A 17,442-nucleotide genomic window follows, 5' to 3' on the forward strand; every position below is an offset into this window, starting at 1 on the left:
TCATTAAATTTAAAATGTAGCTTGTATAGCGAAATTAAATGACCGAGCAAAAGGGTAGGAAGTACCTCGTTCTGTCTTGATAGAAGACAGCATAAACACATCATTCATATAAAACTCTACCCGCAAGCGCTCCATGGAAAGTTTCTTGATAAAATCGTATTTCCAGAAGTCATAACCGATTCTTAACGAAGAAAGACTAAACTCGTTACGATCCTGCACGAAACGGGAAGTCGGTTGAGTTTTCTCATCCTTATACTCGCGCTCTTCTTCCACCCATCGATTAGGTAATGTCTTGTATGGCTTTATGTCTCCCGGATTTCTCCATCTTCCAGCATACAAACGTTTATCCACGTTCCCTGTAAGTGAGGCATTTTCCACTTTATCCACCAAAGTTTGATTGTACATCTGAGCCCCGTATTGGAAACGGAAAGTGGCATTCAGCTCTATTCCTTTATAGCTGAACATGAATCCAGCCGTTCCTTGGAAATCCGGCATTTCATCACCACAAACGACTTGATCTGCTACTCGATACGTGTAAGTCCGGTTACCATTTTTATCCAAATAAATTTCCTGACCGTTTGATGGATCAATTCCTAAAGACCGAACAGCCCAAATTGCATCTAGTGAAACACCATCATAATATTTCTGAACCGGCTTATTATTATTCAATACATCTGAAACGACTTCATTCTGTTTTGCATTGAAGTTCTTCATGGCAGAGGACACGCCCGTCACTCTATTTTTATTACGTGATATGGCCGTCGTGATCGTGAAATAGCCTCTCTCTTTAGGCATATTCCAAGGTGTAACACTCAAACGAATATCGAATCCCTTGTTTTCCACATCACCTATATTCTCTTTCACGGTTTCAAATCCGGTATAAGTCGGGATGTCAAAATCCAACAAGTTATTTTTCGTTTTGCCGATATAATAATCAAACTTTACCCCCAATACTCGTCCTAAATTAAAATCTACCCCAATATTGTAATCAAATTTCTCTTGCCATTTCAGATCATCGTTACGCATTCCTTTCAACATGGCGCCCAAAAATCCACCGTAAACCCTCTGCAAATCGTACTCGTAAGTCGCCAAAGACTCATAAGCATCCGCACTCTGAGAACCGGTATATCCCAAAGATCCCCGTAATTTCAATTGTTGAATCTTAGAATCCTTTAACCAAGCCTCGTTATGAATATTCCATCCCAATCCGACACTCCAGAATGATCCCCAACGGTTATTCTTTCCATACTGACTGGAGGCACTCGTCCGGTAAGAACCATCTACTAAAAAACGATCGTCAAAAGCATAGTTCGCTGCAAACAAGATACCCATATCCCGAATCGTTGATTCACGTCCTGTCGGGATGGCATCTTTTGCATACTGACGGGCAAAAATAATATCGTTCATCCGATCATGCGGAAAACCTTCTGCCTTGTAAATAATTTCCTCGAAGAAAGCTTCAGACAAAGTATATCCCACATTGGCAAACACGTAATGTTTTTCCCAAAATTGCTTAGAGTACTGCATATTTACGTCACCACTCAATCGTTTTTCTTCTCCCTCGTTAATCTGGTAACTTCCTTTACGGAAAAATTCATCATCTTTATAGGACCTGAACTTTAAATGATTAGCCGGATAGAATTCATCCGCACGTACTCGTTTTTCTGTAATTCCAAAACGTCCCGTTACTTTCCATCCCATCACGATCATCCATTCCACGCTCAAGTTATTCGTCACGTCAATATATTTCGATTGTAACTTCGTGTTCAAGGAGGCATTATACAATGGATTCGCCACAAAATTATCCGCCCCCGGAATAATGTTGGCATTCTGTACCAACTGTCCCTTTTCATCATAAGGAGAAAGATAAGGATTAACGGCTGCATACTCACTAAATGCCCCATAAGGAGAATCATTGGCCACGTTAGAAGTAATCGTGAGGTTATCTCTGAAGTTCAATCCTTTATACCGATAAGAGATCGATACGCTTCCCTCGTAATTGGTTCTGTCAGATCCCTTCATCGTACCTTGTACATTATTATAATTAAATCCAACAATCAGATTCAAACGTTCATTACCCATCTCAAACGAAAGCCCATGTTTTGTACCGACACCATTACGCAAAGGCTTGGATAACCAATCCGTGTCAATCCCGGAAACCACCGCTGCTAACTTCTGGTTATACTCTCTTTGCAAATTATAATAGGTATCCGGATTCTTATCGTAAAACATATTCGCATCTTTCTCCAATTCTAACTTCTGAGCTGCATTCGTCAAATTATAAGAAGAAAGATCAGGAGCCTGAATTTCCAGACTGCCATTATACGAAATACGCAAAGAGGCATCCGTATTCTTGATTGTCTCTATAACGATCACCCCGTTAGCAGCTTTAGACCCATAAATGGCTTTTGCCGAAGCATCCTTTAAGATGGTCAATGATTCGACCCTATTCATATCTAAATCCGCAATTTTTTGGATAGAGGCTTCAAAACCATCCAAGATAAACAAAGGTGCATTCGGGTCATTAGCATAACTTCCTTTCAAATCTATATCATCCGAACTAACATCAAAGGCCGTCTTTCCCCGCAATGCCATTGTCGGCATTTTATTCGGGTCCGATCCATATTCCAAGTTATCAAAAATCATCAATGACGGGTCCAGATTTTTCAAACTGGCAAACACGTTTGAATTACTTACCTTTTTCAAATCTTCTCCCTTCATGGTCAAAGCCGAACCGGTAAAACTTCCCGCTTTTCGTTGAAAGATACCATTCACAACGACTTCTTCCACTTCTGTCACGTCCTCTTCCAAAATAACCAAAAGCGGTTTATCATCCGTAACTTTAATCTCTTTCGTCTTCATTCCCACGAAAGAAAATTGCAAAGTAATTTCCTTATTACCAGGCAAAGTCAGCCGGAATCTTCCTGCCGTATCCGTCACGACTCCCCCCGTAGTTCCTTTTATCAAAACAGTTACTCCCGGAAGTGGCATTTTATCCTTATCCGTCACCTTCCCCTCAATCTTTCTCCCCTTATCATCTTCCGGAGCCGTTTTCACGTTATCCTTGGCGATTACCAAGAAATCTTCTACCAGCTTGCAATGTAAACCACTTCCTTTTAAAGCCTCGTTCAAAGCCTCCACGGCATTCACATTCCGTAAAGTCACGGTAACCCGTTTTACAGTCTTCAACAGTGTATTGTTATACACCACCACGTAACCGGATTGAGCCTCGACCGCCTTGATAACCTCCTCGATCGCGGCATCCTTGAACAGGATACTCACCTTTTGCTGCGTGTAACTATTTTCAGCATGTAACTGAAATAGCGTCACAAAAATCATTAATAGCTGCAATCGCATAACTTTCCAAAATTTGTATGTCACTTTCCCGCATAGGGAAGTGCCATCTTTTGATTTTTTTTTCATAGATTTGTGTACCATTAATTATTAATTCTCTCTTGCCGGAGAGATTTAGTTAAATAGAAAAGGGGAAGAGGACCAATTCTTCCTCTTTTATTTTTTATATATCAAGATTGTTCCATCACTCTGTATATCAAATTTTAATGATTGTGTACTCGCCAACAATTCTAACATAAAATCAATTGATTTACTTCGTAGTGCAGCCCCGGAAAAACACACGTCTCGCAAGGATTCATCAGCAAATTTAAAATTCACATCATACCAGCGTCCCAACTTCTGAACGATCTCGGATAAGGGCGTGTTGTAAAAATAAAATGTACCGTATCGCCACGAGGTGAAGTATTTCAAGTCAACGGCCTCCACGGTCACTTTACCCGAAACAATATCATAAGAGGCACACTCGCCCACGTCAACGGCTGCCACCCCATGCTCTGTTCTTAAATTGATCTTACCACTTTCCAACACGGCCCTGCATTGTCCTTCTCCCGGGTAACAAGATGCGTTAAAAGAGGTTCCCGTGACCTCGATTGTCGCCCCCTCCATGATGACATTAAAATGCCTTGCCTCATCTTTTGTCACCTCGAAATAAGCCTCCCCGCTTAAACGTACATCCCGGCTATACTCGCCAAATGCAAGCGGGTACTCTAAGCGGGTTTCTGAATTTAGCCACACTTTTGTTCCGTCAGATAACACCAACATATACTCGCCTCCCCTCGGCACCTCAATTCGATTGTATGCTAATTCTTTGGGTTGAGCTGTATTCCCTGTCACACCACTATAATTCAAGGCGTTTATATCCTTTGATAACGTAATTTCCTGTCCTGAATGTTTATCCACGATAACCGAATCAATAGTCCGGTTCAAATCAATCACTTGCCCATCTGAAAGGTAAAGAATCGCCTTAGGTCCTCCCGGTAGGATCTGTTTAGCCACAGATACAGGAAGTTTTTCACCAGCTTGTTGTTTAAACTTGAGAAAATAAAATAACGTACCACCTAACAATAAGGGTAAAAGAAATACTGCCACATATTTCAGAAGTCGAGAATACCCCAATGATCTCTGCCTTGTTCTTTTCAGAATATTCTCTAAAGCATTTTCTTTGTGCAAGGAATCAATCCCCTTCAAAAAGTTTCCCATCCCTGCAATTCCCTTTATATCCTCGTACATCTGTTCATTTTCGGGAGTCTCATTACGCCACTCCTGTAACTTCATCAGCTCTTCCGATGAACACTCGTTCCGCAAGGCCCTCCATACAATTTCTTCCCAATTTTGGTTCATATAAAATCTAAATAAATGATCAATTATTGAGAAAGAAACGTGGGAAAAAAGACTTTTTTACAATGAACTGATTACGAGAGAAAAAGAGATTTCAATTGTTGAATAATAGCTGTTAATACAGCTAAATTCTAACTATTATTAAAGGATCGTTTATTAATACAACGAAAAAAACGAAAAATGGGTGAAAAGAATTAGTAAGAAAATACAAAAAAAGTAAGAAATAACTCGAAATCCTCTCTGTTCAAATTTTCCCTTAACAACTTCAAAGCCCTCGCTAGTTGGGTCTTAACGGTATTAACAGAGACTTGCATTTCCTCTGCCACGTCCTTGTATTTTTTTTCATTGAAACAGATCGCAACAAGCACTTGCTGACATTTAACAGGCAAATTTTTAACGGCTTTCATCAACAAATCAATCTTGGAATCATCTTCAGATTCCGGCTGAAAATAATAGATTAGTTGATCTGTCATGACTTCCACACCCACAACGCTTTTGGGTTTCTCCCGGACACGATCCACACACATATTTCGTGTCATCCGATACAATAAAGGCCGGGCATTTTCCGTGGTCAAACGATCTCGATACATTTCCCAAAAACGTACAAACGCCTCCTGCACGATATCCTCCGCCTCCAAAAAATCCTCGGTAAACTTTACGGCGTACAAACACAGGGCCTCGTAATTCTTATCGAAAACCATCGTGAAAGTCCTTTCTTTATCCTGTTCAACAAAAGCCATAACTTTATACTTTTACACACATTACCCGTGTAAAAGTATAAAATGATTTTCAAAAACCAAATAAATTAATATTCATAGAAGTAACATATGTAAATAACACAATTACCACCTATATTCTCTAACACAGATCAGTTATCGATATTTAATATCACCTTATATGTTTTATTCGGTTCAAAATCAAAATTATAGATCAATAAAAAAAATTCTTACCATCACCTATTTTTTATATTCTTTTTAGGAAATGGAAACGCTTCGAAAGTTTTATCTTGAATTTTGGTCATCTCAATCAATCTCTTTTCGATCGACCTCCAATCATATTCTCCATTCACCATGATAATATCCTCCTCAAAATCAATATCATCAAAATAGGTAATAGCCTTAAAAGGTCTTATGACATTTGAGTTTGGAAATTTACGTTCATACATTTTCAACATTGAACTGAAAGGGAAACGAGTAGAGAGGAAAGCGATATCAATAAAATCCTTTAATCGTGATCCATTGTCAGCAATAGCAGAAAGCTTCATGGCAATAACGTCTTCCATACTATACAACCTTATACCGGATTCAATGTATGGATTCTCAAGATAGTCATAAGAATGGGTAATACAATCTATTTTTACACCATCTATCGTACCTTTCAGAGTATTTTTTTCCATAAAATCTGTACGAAATCCATATTCCTCTTTCAAAAATTGTTCCAATTGAACTGCATCAAAAGATTCCGGAGTGAAAAGATCTAAATCCAAACTCAGTCTATGTCCTAAATATAGAGATAAAGAGGTGCCTCCTGCCAAGTTAAAACCGACCATCATTCTTTCTGCTTCCAATTTTTTCAGGAGTTCAAGAGTCGATCTCGTAACAGTTTCCGTGTATAACATTTCAATTCTTCTTTTTTCAAATTAAAGACAACACAAACGAAATTCATATCTCGTGGAGACAAGCTCGGAACCTCCTTTATGATTTCCCTGAATCCTTCTATTCCCCCGTATAATTTGAATGCCGCATAGAAATCCTTCAGCCATCCTCTTTCAATGACACGTTGAACCACAATCTTTCTTGATTTCCACCAGTCAAAACAAGACAAATCATATTCCCAAAGTAAAGATGGAGAAATTGAGACTTCACCCGTATATGTCTTATATTCATCAAATATAGTCATTTATCATTCATTTTTAATGATATACAAATTTACTACATTTCGTTGGGACATACAATTTTTCAGGTATCTTTTATCAGTCTCATTCTTCAGGAAATCATCTTTTAAGACAAAATAATACTTTTCATATTTACCGAACAGTACGTTTCACAATCCAAATACTCACCTCGTACAATAACCACATCGGCAATGCCACCAATGACAACGTGAATATATCTGATGTCGGGGTTATAACAGCAGCCACGATAAGAATAATTACCACGGCATGACGTCGATAACGTTTCATAAAATCGGCAGAGATAAATCCCAGCTTGGCAAATAACCACGAAAGTATAGGTATCTCGAAGACGATTCCCATGGCAAGACTCATCAAAATCAAGGTACTAATATACGATTGCAACGCAATCATATTCTCCACGTCACTACTCACCTGATAAGTTCCCAAGAAACGAAAAGTTAACGGAAAGATTAGAAAATAGCTAAGCAGGACACCCAGCATAAACATGACATACCCACTCCCCACCACTCTCACGACATACTTGCGCTCGTTAGAGTAGAGAGCCGGGGACACGAAACGGAATAATTGATACAAAATATAAGGAGAGGCACATAAAATCCCCATACACATCGCCACTTTCATGTGGATCAAAAACTGTTCCGCCAACCCGGTATTGATCAATTTCACGAAAAAGTCCGGGGATTCGGCACCCGTCATCCATCCACTAAGCGAAAATAAAAGCCGGTAAGTAATAAAATCTGCCTCCTTGGGCGCTAATATAACAGCAAACAACTCATCTTTGAAAAAGAACGCAACAACACCAAAAGCCACGGTCACGATGGCAATCTTCACCAACGAGGCCCGCAGCACGTCCAGGTGTTCCCAAAAACTCTGATTCTCAGACTTACCGACTTGTTCCATACTACTCTTTTTTCTCTTCTGAAGTAATTTCTTTCTCCACCCCGTTCATTCCTTCTTTGAAAGAATGTATGCCCTTGCCAATTCCTCTCATCAATTCAGGAATCTTCTTGCCACCGAATAACAGCAACACGACTAACACGATAAGCAGCACTTCCGGCATACCGACACTGCCAATAAATAATGAATTCATCATACTCTATTTACGAATTATATGGTTAATAAATAGCCAACCACCCAAAACCTGCATCAACATTCCGGGTAACCCGATACGAAAATCCTGTAAGGCAACATAAAAACTACCTTCCAGCATCCACTCGCCTAACGTTCCCACGATCTGGTAAAAAAGTACCACTCCCACGAGTAATACCAAAGAGGCCTTCCGAAAACGGGTTGCCGCATACCCGGCAGCCACGGCCAACAATACCGATTTCAGCAACACGGCAGGTAACACGGCCACCGCGGGCATCCCGAAAAGAGCCGAATTTACCAACGGAGAAACGAGTGCCGTCAATAAACCCACCTTCCAACCGTATTTATAAGCCCCCACGAGGGTAAAGAAATAAATCGGTAACCAGCGAATACCGCCCTGCGGAACCAGATGACACAACTGCGGCAGGATAATATTACCCGCCACGAATAAAGTCACGGCCAGATAGGTCCTCAACTGATTATATTCCAAAGCATAAAGTTTTACTGTCGTCGTTCTCATACTCTTATATTCTTTAATCCAATTTCACCAATTCATACTTCTGACTTCCCAAACCGATCTTTTCACCATATTCCAACGTGTGCATTCCATTACGGGAATCAATACGCTCAATCAGATGAATCTTTCCATGATCTTCGGAAACCCGAACCAAATCCGTGCAGGCCTTGTCCAAAGCAACCGGATCAAGAGAGGCCAGAATACCGATGTCTCCCATCTTGGGATCTTCCGGGGAAGAATCACAATCGCAATCCACGGAAAGATTATTCGCCACGCTGATATACAAAATCTTGTCCCCACAATGGTCTATGATTGCCTTCGCGGCCTCGGCCATAGATTCCAGAAAATCATCCTGCGGGGGCAAATTACCCCACGGGTTGCCTTTCGTTTTCCCGGCTGAATGAATCCAAGCTTTTCCGGCAGAGGATGCAATACCAATGGATATGTTCTTGATAGCTCCCCCGAAACCACCCATCGCGTGGCCTTTAAAATGTGAAAGAACAATCGTGAAATCATAGTTCAAGTAATGCGAACCGACAAAATCCTCTTTCAAATGCTTACCACCCTTCACGGGAAGTGCCACTTCTCCCTCCGCATCCATGATGTCTACCGGAGCAATGGCAGTGAACCCGTGATCTTTAGCCGCTTTCAAATGATTTTCGGTATCGGCACGTCCGCCCCCGTAAGCCGTGTTACATTCCACGATAGTTCCCTTCACTTTCTGCACCAAATCCTTGATCAAAGCCGGTTGCAGGAAATTATGTCCACCCGGTTCTCCCGTGGATAATTTCACGGCAACTTTTCCTGTTGCCTCCCGGCCTAAAGCCTCGTAAATCTTCACCAAATTCTCCGGGGAAATCTCCTTGAACATATACACTTTCGGTACATTAGTATTTCCATCGGATTTCTGTTCTTGCGCATTAGCGCAATTCATCCCTGTCACGGTTGACAACACGGAGAACAAAATCATACAAATATTCCTTCTCATTTTCATGATATTATGTATTACGATTTAAAATTTTATATTCACTCCCGCCATCACCGTCGCCTTAGGCATCGGGAATCCGGCATTGATCTCGTATCTTTGAGCGAGTAGATTCTCTCCCTTCACCCAAACATCAAACCCATCCAGAACACGGAAAGACCCGCGTACATTCCATAACAGGAAATCCTCGGTTTCCTCCGGATCAAGTTCTTTATACAACCCGGCCACATATTGCAATCCGGTTGACACATTCCAACGTCCCTTTGAAAAAGCCGTTCCTACATAAAGTTTATGCTCCGGAGAGGCTAACACGGGATTATCCATGTGCAAATAACTATAATTCGCATCCACGGACCAAGCGGGAACAATCCGGTAAGCCACCTGAGCCTCCACGCCGGAATTCTCAATCTTTCCCGTGTTCACGTTCAAGGGACGTCCGTCTATCGGCATACGCATGATCAGGTTCTCCCCGTCAATATAGAAAACATTCACACCGTATGACAATCGCCCATCCAGCAACCGCTGTGCAAATGAAAGTTCGTAACTCCATAACCTCTCCGGTTTCAGATCCGGGTTAGCCGGACGGAACATATACATTTCACGAATCGTCGGGTAACGGAATCCCTTGCTTGCCATCAACTTCACCTCGCTGTTTTCCGGCAAATGGAAAGAAAATCCGACCTGCGGAACCCATTCCGTCCCCACTTGCGAATGATGGTCAACACGGAGTCCCACGTCAAAAGTAAGCCAATCTCCCAAATTCTGCCGGAAATCAATATATCCTGCCACGTCATCCTGTGTTTTATCCGCTTGAGTATCTCGTTCTCCTGCTAACGTCTTATTCCAAGCCTCTCCCCCGAAATGGAAATAATCAAATCCCACGGTCAGGCGATTTCCCTCGAAAAGCTGTACACTCTGGTACCAAGAGACACCCAACATCAGGTCACGTGAATGAAACCGATAATCAAGAGGATCACCCCCTAAATTATAACCATCATTAATCCAATGTTTCCCCCAGTTATAAAAGAAACTCAACGTTCCCGACGTTTTCGCATAATTATTAGCCAAGGCAAAAGAGGTCATTCCTCGTGTAATTCGCTGGTCGTTATCAAGTAATGGATTGGAAATTTCTCCCGGATTCGAGGCATCAAAATGAGTCAGATTCACATCGGCCCAAACATTCCACGCATCCGAAATCTCGTACCCGAATTTGGCATAACCACCATATTGTTCGAACTCCATATCTTTCCGGTGGCCGTCCGTACGATTATAGGAACCACTGACAATACTTGTGAAACGCCCCTTCCTGACGCGATTGGTAACCTCCGATTGCAACGTGTTATACGAACCGTACCCCACGTTAGCATGTGTCCGGATTCCATCCTGTTGCATCTTCCGGGTTACAATATTGATCACTCCCCCCATCGCGTTCGACCCGTATAACACGGACGCCGGGCCCCGCAGCACTTCTACACGTTCTGCCAGCAAAGACTGGTAAGCATCGGAAATCGGGTGTCCCATCAGTCCCATGTATTGCGGGTGTCCGTCAATTAACACGAGCATCCCCGTTGTCGGTAATCCCTCCTGTGGCACACCCCCGATTCCCCGTAAACTCATTCCCCCGGCAGCCCCTCCGGATACCCCATATCCCATCAGCCCTCTGGAAGTCGTGAAAAGTCCCGGTATATACTCGGTCAAAAGAGGCAATAACGAGGGATCGTTACGATATTCTATCTGTTCCCGGTTCACCACGGAAACGGTCATCGGCAAATGCCGCACGTCCGTCTCGTTTCGTGTTCCGGTAACAACAACCTCTTCTATGGTCACTTTTTTCTGCACCGATAAGCTATCAGGCACTTCCTCAGCCCGCAAGGAAACAAGCCCACCCAAAAATAGCACGGTAAATAGTATCTTTTTCATCCTCTATTATTTTGTTACGTTATTCATCGTATGTATAAAATCCTCTATCTGTTGCAGACACTCTTCTGCCGTGTGCATCCGGAAACAGCGAGTCTCCAACGGACACCAGCCTGTTCGGGTGCGATTGATAATATGAGGCACTTCCACCAAGAAATCCACCTTAATCTCGGATCGTTCCAAAAGCTCTCGGGCCGGGCTACTGATAACCCGGGCAAACACCTCATCCACGCCCCCCAAAGCCATCAAGGCGGCAGCAGCCTTGCCAATCACTTTATCCGCGATAAACGCTCCCTGAAGAAAATCCGGTTCCGTCTTCAACAACCGGTACAAATCCTGTACACCCCGCTCCCAGAACAACCGGGTCTCTCCCCCGTTATAAATCACGCAGGAACATTGTTCCGCATCCAAGCGCTCAATCAATGCCTTTCGGTCCGTTTCAACCATCATGCTCATTTTCTCTATTTAAAATACCCGTTCCTGTTTCAAATCCTCCACGAAATGATCAATTCGTTGCATCTCTTTCGGGATGTTAATTCCCTGCGGACAATGATGCACGCACTGGTCACAACCGATGCAATGACTGGCCTGTCGCAACCGAGGAACCGAACGGTCATACCCGATAAGGAATGCCCGCCGGGCCTTACGGTAATTCTCATCCTGTGACGAGGCAGGCACGTTACCCTCGTTAATACACTTGTTATAGTGCAACAACACGGCCGGAATATCCAAGCCGTAAGGACAAGGCATACAATATTTACAATCATTACAAGGGATGGTCGGGTATCGCAACATCAGTTGTGCCGTTTCCTCCAAAAACACCTTATCATCATCTGTTAACGGATCCAGCGGCGAGAAAGTACGCAAGTTATCCTCCAAATGCTCCATGTAAGTCATCCCGCTCAAAACAGTCAACACCCCGGGAAACGAACCCGCAAAACGGAACGCCCACGAGGCCACGCTAGATTCGGGCTTACGCAATTTCAACGTGTTCGCCACATGAGTCGGCACGTTCGAAAGACGACCTCCCAACAGGGGTTCCATGATAATAGCCGGGATGTTCAGCTTTTGCAACTCCCCGTAAAGGTACTCGGCATCCGTATTCCGGGTATTCACCTCCTTCGCGTGTTTCCAGTCCACGTAATTCAACTGGATCTGCACGAAATCCCATTTTACCCGATCATGTATCGAGAGTAAGTAATCAAAGACTTTTATATCCCCGTGATAAGAGAATCCCAAGTTACGAATCCGCCCCGCCTCACGTTCTTCAAGCAGGAAATCTAACACACCGTTATTCACGTAACGGGCCTCGTATTCTGCCATCCCGTTTCCCATCCCAACCCCGTGCAGTAGCAGATAGTCGATGTAATCCACCTGCAATTCTTTAAACGAGTTGCGGTACATCGCGATAGAAGCCTCACGTGTCCACGTGGAAGGAGCGAAATTAGACAACTTGGTAGCAATAAAATACGTGTTGCGCGGATAACGTTTAAGGGCAATACCTGTGGCACGCTCGGAACGCCCCATACAATAAGCAGGAGATGTGTCGAAATAATTAACACCATGTGCAATAGCCGTATCCACCAACCGATTAATCGTCTCCTGATCCAAATCCGCATCAGGATTCCGTCCCGCCCCGCCACTCGTATCCGGCCAGCGCATACAACCATATCCCAGCAAGGAGACTTTATCACCCGTCCTCGGATGCGTCCGGTAAGTCATTTGATCTGTCGGGATTTCCCCTTGTGCCGAACGATTGCCCGACACGATATTATTTCTCGAATTACAACCCGCCAAACCGATCGTCGATGCAGCCGCACCAACCCCTAATCGCTTTAAAAATTCCCGGCGGTTTATCTCTTCTTTTCTATCTTTCTTTTCCATGTACTCGTAATTTTTAGATCGTTCTGTGCTGCTCGTGTCCTTCCACGTAAATGGCACTGAATGGACGTGCCGGACAAAGATTCTCGCAAGCCCCGCAACCGATACAACGTTCCACATTCACAACCGGAATCTTCAACGAATCCGCGTCATCAGCATCGGAAGGAACCATCGTAATCGCTCCCGTCGGACAATGCCGGGCACAGTTGCCACACTCTACCTTATCCCGAAGTGGTATACAATTTTTCCCTACCCACACGGCATGACCGATCTGCGTGGCCGACTTATCCGCCGGGGTAAGTTTCAAGATTGCTCCTGCCGGACATACCTCCGAACATTTCGTACATTCCGGTCGGCAATACCCTCTCTCGTATGACATTTCCGGCTGCATAAGCGTTTCCAACTTGGTAGAGGGACGTAACACCTGATTCGGGCATACCGAAACACAAAGCTGACAACCGGTACAACGTGTCCGCATATTACGTAGCCCTTTGGCTCCCGGTGGTACAAGCGGTGTCGTCCGGGCAGGGACTTTCTTATCGAGAATAACAGCCAAACCGCCATCCACCTTTTTCTCCTGTGCCTTGACAGCCGAGGAAACAAGAACCAGTCCCATCCCGGTCAAAAAACTACGACGAGCATTATTTGTATTTCCCGTTTCGGAAGTTTCTTTTATCTCTTTTTTCCCAAACCGATATTTATAACTGATCGCACCATGCTTACAGGAATCAATACAATCCATACAAGTCACACAACGACTATAATCAATCCGATGATCCTTGTAATTAATGCAAGCCGCCTTGCATTTACGGGAACATAAACTACAATTTGTACATTTCTCCGCATCAATCTCTGGACGAAACAAGGAATACCGGGAGAAGAATCCCAACACCGTACCTACCGGACAGATCGTGTTGCAATAGGTTCGACCATTTCGCCATGCCAGTACAACTAACGCAACAAACGTGACTGCTGCGATAATAAACGTCGGTAAACTCTTCAGCCATACCGAAGTCTCGTAAAAAGCGTAGCTATCACTCCTTTCGGCAAAATAAGCCAACACGTTATTTCCCCACTGGTACACGGGAGCGAAAAGATTCGAAACGATTCGCCCGTAAGAACTATACGGAGCCAACAATGCCACAACCGAACCAATTCCGGCAATCATGGCAATAATAAACACTCCCAACATCCCGTACCGCAACCACGAAACCGCGGGAGAATACGAAAAACGATACTTCTTTTTCTTTCGCCGTCCGCTAAACCAAGACACCACATCTTGAAACACACCCAACGGACAAATCACCGAACAATACACCCGTCCAAACACGAGCGTCAATACCACCCATAAAAGAATGACCCCGACATTCAAGGCCAGCACGGCCGGCAGGAACTGTATTTTCGCCAGCCATCCGAACCACGCATGTAATGTTCCCGTAAAATCGAGAAACAACAAGGTGATCAAGATAAAAAACACAAGGGCTACTATTAATCTGATTCTGCGTAGCATAAGCTGTTATTTTAGTTATTAAAACATTACAAAATTATGGAATGTTTACACTATAATTTGTACACGAATTACAGATTAAAATACCAAAATTACTGATTGAAATAATTTCTTGATTTACGATTTCAAATAAAACTCTTCATTTTCACCAATCAGCAAAATACAAAAAACACTTCCGGTTTCTAAATCCTTGTTGGAAAGAAACCAGAAGTGTTTATACTCTTTTGATAATATTTCCTTGTCTTATTCCGTCAACTCGTATTTCAATTCATACCCTTGTTCATCAATTGAAATACCCTCCGTCATCCAACGGGGAGCCGGGCTCTCTTTCAAATAATGATCAAAAAACTGCCGCATCCGCACTCCCCAATCTATCATGGCTGCCTCGCTATTCAAGGCATGGCTCTCTCCTTTATAGTTTAACAACCAAGCAGGACGTTGCAATCGTCTCATGGCCATAAAAAGATCCAACCCCTGAGCAAAAGGCACGGCATTATCTCCATCACAATGGAATATCAGCAAGGGAGTCTTGATTTTATCCGCATAAAATATAGGAGAATTACGAATATACATCTCCCAGTCCTCCCACAACGTCTTGCCCAATCGTCCCTGAGCATCTTCATAAACATACAACCGGGGCATTCCTCCCCCTCTCAGTGCCGTATAGGAAGAAATGGTGTTAGAAACAGCAGCTCCGGGACTGGCACAACGGAAAATATTTGTCCTTGTAACCAAATAAGCCACCTCATAGCCTCCCCAACTATGCCCGATAACGCCAATATGATCTTTGTCCGCAATACCCTTATCAATCAACATCTGTACCCCACTTACCACGGAATTATAGCAACTCTCGGCAGGATCGCCAATCTTAAAATGTACATCCGGCATGAAAACCACATACCCGTTACTTACATAAGTTGGCACGTCTATTACCGAACTACTCAACTCCGGTAAACGATAACTGTATAACTCCTCTGTATGTCGTTCGTAGAACGTCACGATCACCGGATAGCGTTTATTGGGATCATACCCTTCCGGCAAAAACAGGATTCCATCATTTTCCCGGCCGTCAAAAGTCTTCCAACGTTCCAACCTTGCCGTTCCCCACAGGTAATTCGTCTGCTGCGGATTGGTATTTGTTATTCGGCGAGGATTCGTAAACTTCAGATTACTCCACCACAAATCCCCGTATTCACTAAAACTAGATTTACTCCAAACACAAGTTTTACCATCATCAGCCATCTTTACGATCCGGGCAGCATATTCCCCTTCCAGTAATTTATTAACTTTCCCGTTAGCTTCCAAAGCATACACACCTTTACTCTTTGTCCGGGTATTAAAACTACTTAGAATCGCTCCTTTCGTAAGATCATTTCCTTTCGCTTCAACTAAACGTAGCTCTAGATCATGTTTCCGACCATATTCACCTGTAAGCGAATAAGGCTGTTTATGGCCTGTCAAATCCACAACCCACATGTCATAACGATCATATAACACCAGACTCTTACCCTCATTTATCCATCCAGCATAACCATAGGCCGAAGGGGCTTTAGGCATATCATGTAATTCATCATACATCGGATAACCGATAGCAGAAGATATATCTTTCAACTCTCCCGAAACCATATCTATATTGTACCATGTCCGAGCCTCTACATCATACCACACAGCATACTTTCCGTTCGGACTCCAAACAGGAACATTTCGCACATTGGTCAATAACTTCGTCTGTTTTCCATCCGCCAAACGAATCAGATAAATATCTGAATTCAGTTCGTGCCTCCAATCAAATTGTGTAAGATAGGGAGTTGAAGAAGTCGCAAATATATAATCAAAATCCTTACTTTCAGGTATAACAAAAGCACTCATACCCGGATCAGATAACTTTACACATTCTTTGGAATCCACGTGATATATGAATTTGGGATAATCCATCGGATTAAAACCACCTCGGGCCGGTCTTTGCCTCCGATGAGACAATGGCTCGTTCCAACTCCATAATTCCAATTCAAAACCCAGATCAGACTTTTTTCTTGGTGCCGGTCTCGGCATTTTTACCGGCTCTATCTCCAACATTATATCTCGTCCCCCGTTGAGTAAAGGATAAGGATTACGAGTCACCTTCATCCCTTCCGGAAGTCCTGTAATCTCTTCAAAGTTGACCACCACATGACAATCCGCAGGAGCTAAAGAAAACGAATAGAGCAGATCGGGATTATTCACCCGGGAAGAATCGGAAGCAACCGTGAAAGTACCAACTTCTCTCTCCTCATCAAACCATACCCGGCCAAAGAGATTTTTACCAGTCTTGAAAATATCCCGGGATTTCCCCTTTAAGTCCCGAACACGCAAAACAGTCTCGTCATCCCCTTTGTATTCATAAACAAGAGAACGTCTCCCATTAAAAAAAGTATAACTCCCAACCCGATCTATCTCGATCTTCTCCCCAGTTTCCACGTTCCACACGTACAAACGATTATAGGAAGTGTTCCCCTCATTCACGAACTCGGTATAAACAATCCAAGGAGAACTGACATCCACATTGGGAAAAGCCGTTTTATCCCAAACGATCTTTTTCCAATCTTTCAAACGCACGATAAAAGTAGAATCAACCGTTGTCCCCGTGGTATCAACGGGAGTTTTTTGTACCATTTTTACCCATTTCCCGTTATTGAAAAAGAAGAACTCTGAAACATTCTTCAAAGCAATTGTCCGATTCCGTTCCGCATCATATAGATACAACTCTGAATCCTGATTCCCAGCATCATAAAGATAAGCGTAGCGATAAGTTACCCATCTCCCGTCAGGAGACAAATTCGGTTCTCTCAACGTTCGCCATAATTTACATTCTTCCTGTTGCAATGCTTTTTTCTGCGCAAACAGTAAAGAAGGCAATGCAAGAAATAACAAAATACAAAATACGATTCGTTTCATCTCTA

Annotated in this window: 14 protein-coding genes; all 14 read right to left on the reverse strand. The window is 43.2% G+C overall.

The genetic code is table 11. From position 1 onward, the window contains the following. Positions 1 to 9: 9 nt before the first annotated feature. The 14 genes from F1644_RS05985 to F1644_RS06050 all read right to left on the reverse strand — a co-directional run bounded on the left by F1644_RS05985 (position 10) and on the right by F1644_RS06050 (position 17,437). Positions 10 to 3,423, reverse strand: coding sequence for a SusC/RagA family TonB-linked outer membrane protein (locus tag F1644_RS05985; RefSeq protein WP_158571919.1), 3,414 nt, complete (start codon positions 3,421 to 3,423; stop codon positions 10 to 12). 87 nt (positions 3,424 to 3,510) lie between these two features. After that, positions 3,511 to 4,695, reverse strand: a complete 1,185-nt coding sequence (locus F1644_RS05990; protein ID WP_118304800.1) for a FecR family protein — start codon at positions 4,693 to 4,695, stop codon at positions 3,511 to 3,513. A gap of 191 nt (positions 4,696 to 4,886) precedes the next feature. Continuing rightward, the gene (locus F1644_RS05995; protein WP_118304801.1) at positions 4,887 to 5,432 is read right to left on the reverse strand and encodes an RNA polymerase sigma factor; all 546 of its coding nucleotides are present in this window, start codon (positions 5,430 to 5,432) and stop codon (positions 4,887 to 4,889) included. A 212-nt stretch (positions 5,433 to 5,644) separates the two neighbouring features. After that, a complete protein-coding gene (locus F1644_RS06000) occupies positions 5,645 to 6,310 on the reverse strand; it encodes a nucleotidyl transferase AbiEii/AbiGii toxin family protein (RefSeq protein ID WP_118304802.1) in 666 nt (221 codons plus the stop codon). Further along, positions 6,265 to 6,591 (reverse strand): DUF6922 domain-containing protein, encoded by a 327-nt coding sequence (locus tag F1644_RS06005; RefSeq protein ID WP_118304803.1) that lies wholly within the window; start codon positions 6,589 to 6,591, stop codon positions 6,265 to 6,267. Before F1644_RS06005 ends, F1644_RS06000 begins: the two co-directional genes overlap by 46 nt. Positions 6,592 to 6,718: 127 nt before the next feature. Then, positions 6,719 to 7,507: a twin-arginine translocase subunit TatC gene (gene tatC, locus F1644_RS06010; RefSeq protein ID WP_118304804.1), complete on the reverse strand. Its 789-nt coding sequence runs from the start codon at positions 7,505 to 7,507 to the stop codon at positions 6,719 to 6,721. Position 7,508: 1 nt separating this feature from the next. Next, positions 7,509 to 7,700 carry a Sec-independent protein translocase subunit TatA/TatB gene (locus F1644_RS06015; protein ID WP_183312882.1) on the reverse strand — a complete coding sequence of 64 codons (192 nt, stop codon included), beginning with the start codon at positions 7,698 to 7,700 and terminating at the stop codon, positions 7,509 to 7,511. 3 nt (positions 7,701 to 7,703) lie between these two features. Continuing rightward, positions 7,704 to 8,216: an ECF transporter S component gene (locus F1644_RS06020; RefSeq protein ID WP_118304805.1), complete on the reverse strand. Its 513-nt coding sequence runs from the start codon at positions 8,214 to 8,216 to the stop codon at positions 7,704 to 7,706. 13 nt (positions 8,217 to 8,229) lie between these two features. Beyond that, complete coding sequence (locus tag F1644_RS06025; RefSeq protein ID WP_370819001.1) at positions 8,230 to 9,147, reverse strand: DUF362 domain-containing protein; 918 nt, start codon at positions 9,145 to 9,147, stop codon at positions 8,230 to 8,232. A gap of 78 nt (positions 9,148 to 9,225) precedes the next feature. Then, positions 9,226 to 11,118, reverse strand: a complete 1,893-nt coding sequence (locus F1644_RS06030; protein ID WP_168044353.1) for a TonB-dependent receptor — start codon at positions 11,116 to 11,118, stop codon at positions 9,226 to 9,228. 6 nt (positions 11,119 to 11,124) lie between these two features. Then, positions 11,125 to 11,562: a DUF1893 domain-containing protein gene (locus tag F1644_RS06035; protein WP_168044361.1), complete on the reverse strand. Its 438-nt coding sequence runs from the start codon at positions 11,560 to 11,562 to the stop codon at positions 11,125 to 11,127. Between the two features lie 18 nt (positions 11,563 to 11,580). Then, positions 11,581 to 12,999, reverse strand: a complete 1,419-nt coding sequence (locus tag F1644_RS06040; protein WP_118304806.1) for an aldo/keto reductase — start codon at positions 12,997 to 12,999, stop codon at positions 11,581 to 11,583. A gap of 13 nt (positions 13,000 to 13,012) precedes the next feature. Then, complete coding sequence (locus F1644_RS06045) at positions 13,013 to 14,506, reverse strand: 4Fe-4S binding protein (protein ID WP_118304807.1); 1,494 nt, start codon at positions 14,504 to 14,506, stop codon at positions 13,013 to 13,015. A 240-nt stretch (positions 14,507 to 14,746) separates the two neighbouring features. Continuing rightward, positions 14,747 to 17,437 (reverse strand): S9 family peptidase, encoded by a 2,691-nt coding sequence (locus tag F1644_RS06050; protein ID WP_118304808.1) that lies wholly within the window; start codon positions 17,435 to 17,437, stop codon positions 14,747 to 14,749. Positions 17,438 to 17,442: the final 5 nt, after the last annotated feature.

The sequence above is a fragment of the Butyricimonas paravirosa genome, assembly GCF_032878955.1.
GTDB classification, from domain to species: domain Bacteria; phylum Bacteroidota; class Bacteroidia; order Bacteroidales; family Marinifilaceae; genus Butyricimonas; species Butyricimonas paravirosa.

What these genes read in the sequence shown, in the direction of transcription:
- F1644_RS06020 (WP_118304805.1), bottom strand. Translation starts at nt 8,216, where the DNA reads ATGAGAACGACGACAGTAAAACTTTATGCTTTGGAATATAATCAGTTG.
- F1644_RS05995 (WP_118304801.1), bottom strand. Translation starts at nt 5,432, where the DNA reads ATGGCTTTTGTTGAACAGGATAAAGAAAGGACTTTCACGATGGTTTTC.
- F1644_RS06030 (WP_168044353.1), bottom strand. Translation starts at nt 11,118, where the DNA reads ATGAAAAAGATACTATTTACCGTGCTATTTTTGGGTGGGCTTGTTTCC.
- F1644_RS06015 (WP_183312882.1), bottom strand. Translation starts at nt 7,700, where the DNA reads ATGATGAATTCATTATTTATTGGCAGTGTCGGTATGCCGGAAGTGCTG.
- F1644_RS05990 (WP_118304800.1), bottom strand. Translation starts at nt 4,695, where the DNA reads ATGAACCAAAATTGGGAAGAAATTGTATGGAGGGCCTTGCGGAACGAG.
- F1644_RS06045 (WP_118304807.1), bottom strand. Translation starts at nt 14,506, where the DNA reads ATGCTACGCAGAATCAGATTAATAGTAGCCCTTGTGTTTTTTATCTTG.
- F1644_RS06025 (WP_370819001.1), bottom strand. Translation starts at nt 9,147, where the DNA reads ATGAATTGCGCTAATGCGCAAGAACAGAAATCCGATGGAAATACTAAT.
- tatC (WP_118304804.1), bottom strand. Translation starts at nt 7,507, where the DNA reads ATGGAACAAGTCGGTAAGTCTGAGAATCAGAGTTTTTGGGAACACCTG.
- F1644_RS06040 (WP_118304806.1), bottom strand. Translation starts at nt 12,999, where the DNA reads ATGGAAAAGAAAGATAGAAAAGAAGAGATAAACCGCCGGGAATTTTTA.
- F1644_RS06000 (WP_118304802.1), bottom strand. Translation starts at nt 6,310, where the DNA reads ATGTTATACACGGAAACTGTTACGAGATCGACTCTTGAACTCCTGAAA.
- F1644_RS06005 (WP_118304803.1), bottom strand. Translation starts at nt 6,591, where the DNA reads ATGACTATATTTGATGAATATAAGACATATACGGGTGAAGTCTCAATT.
- F1644_RS06050 (WP_118304808.1), bottom strand. Translation starts at nt 17,437, where the DNA reads ATGAAACGAATCGTATTTTGTATTTTGTTATTTCTTGCATTGCCTTCT.
- F1644_RS06035 (WP_168044361.1), bottom strand. Translation starts at nt 11,562, where the DNA reads ATGGTTGAAACGGACCGAAAGGCATTGATTGAGCGCTTGGATGCGGAA.
- F1644_RS05985 (WP_158571919.1), bottom strand. Translation starts at nt 3,423, where the DNA reads ATGAAAAAAAAATCAAAAGATGGCACTTCCCTATGCGGGAAAGTGACA.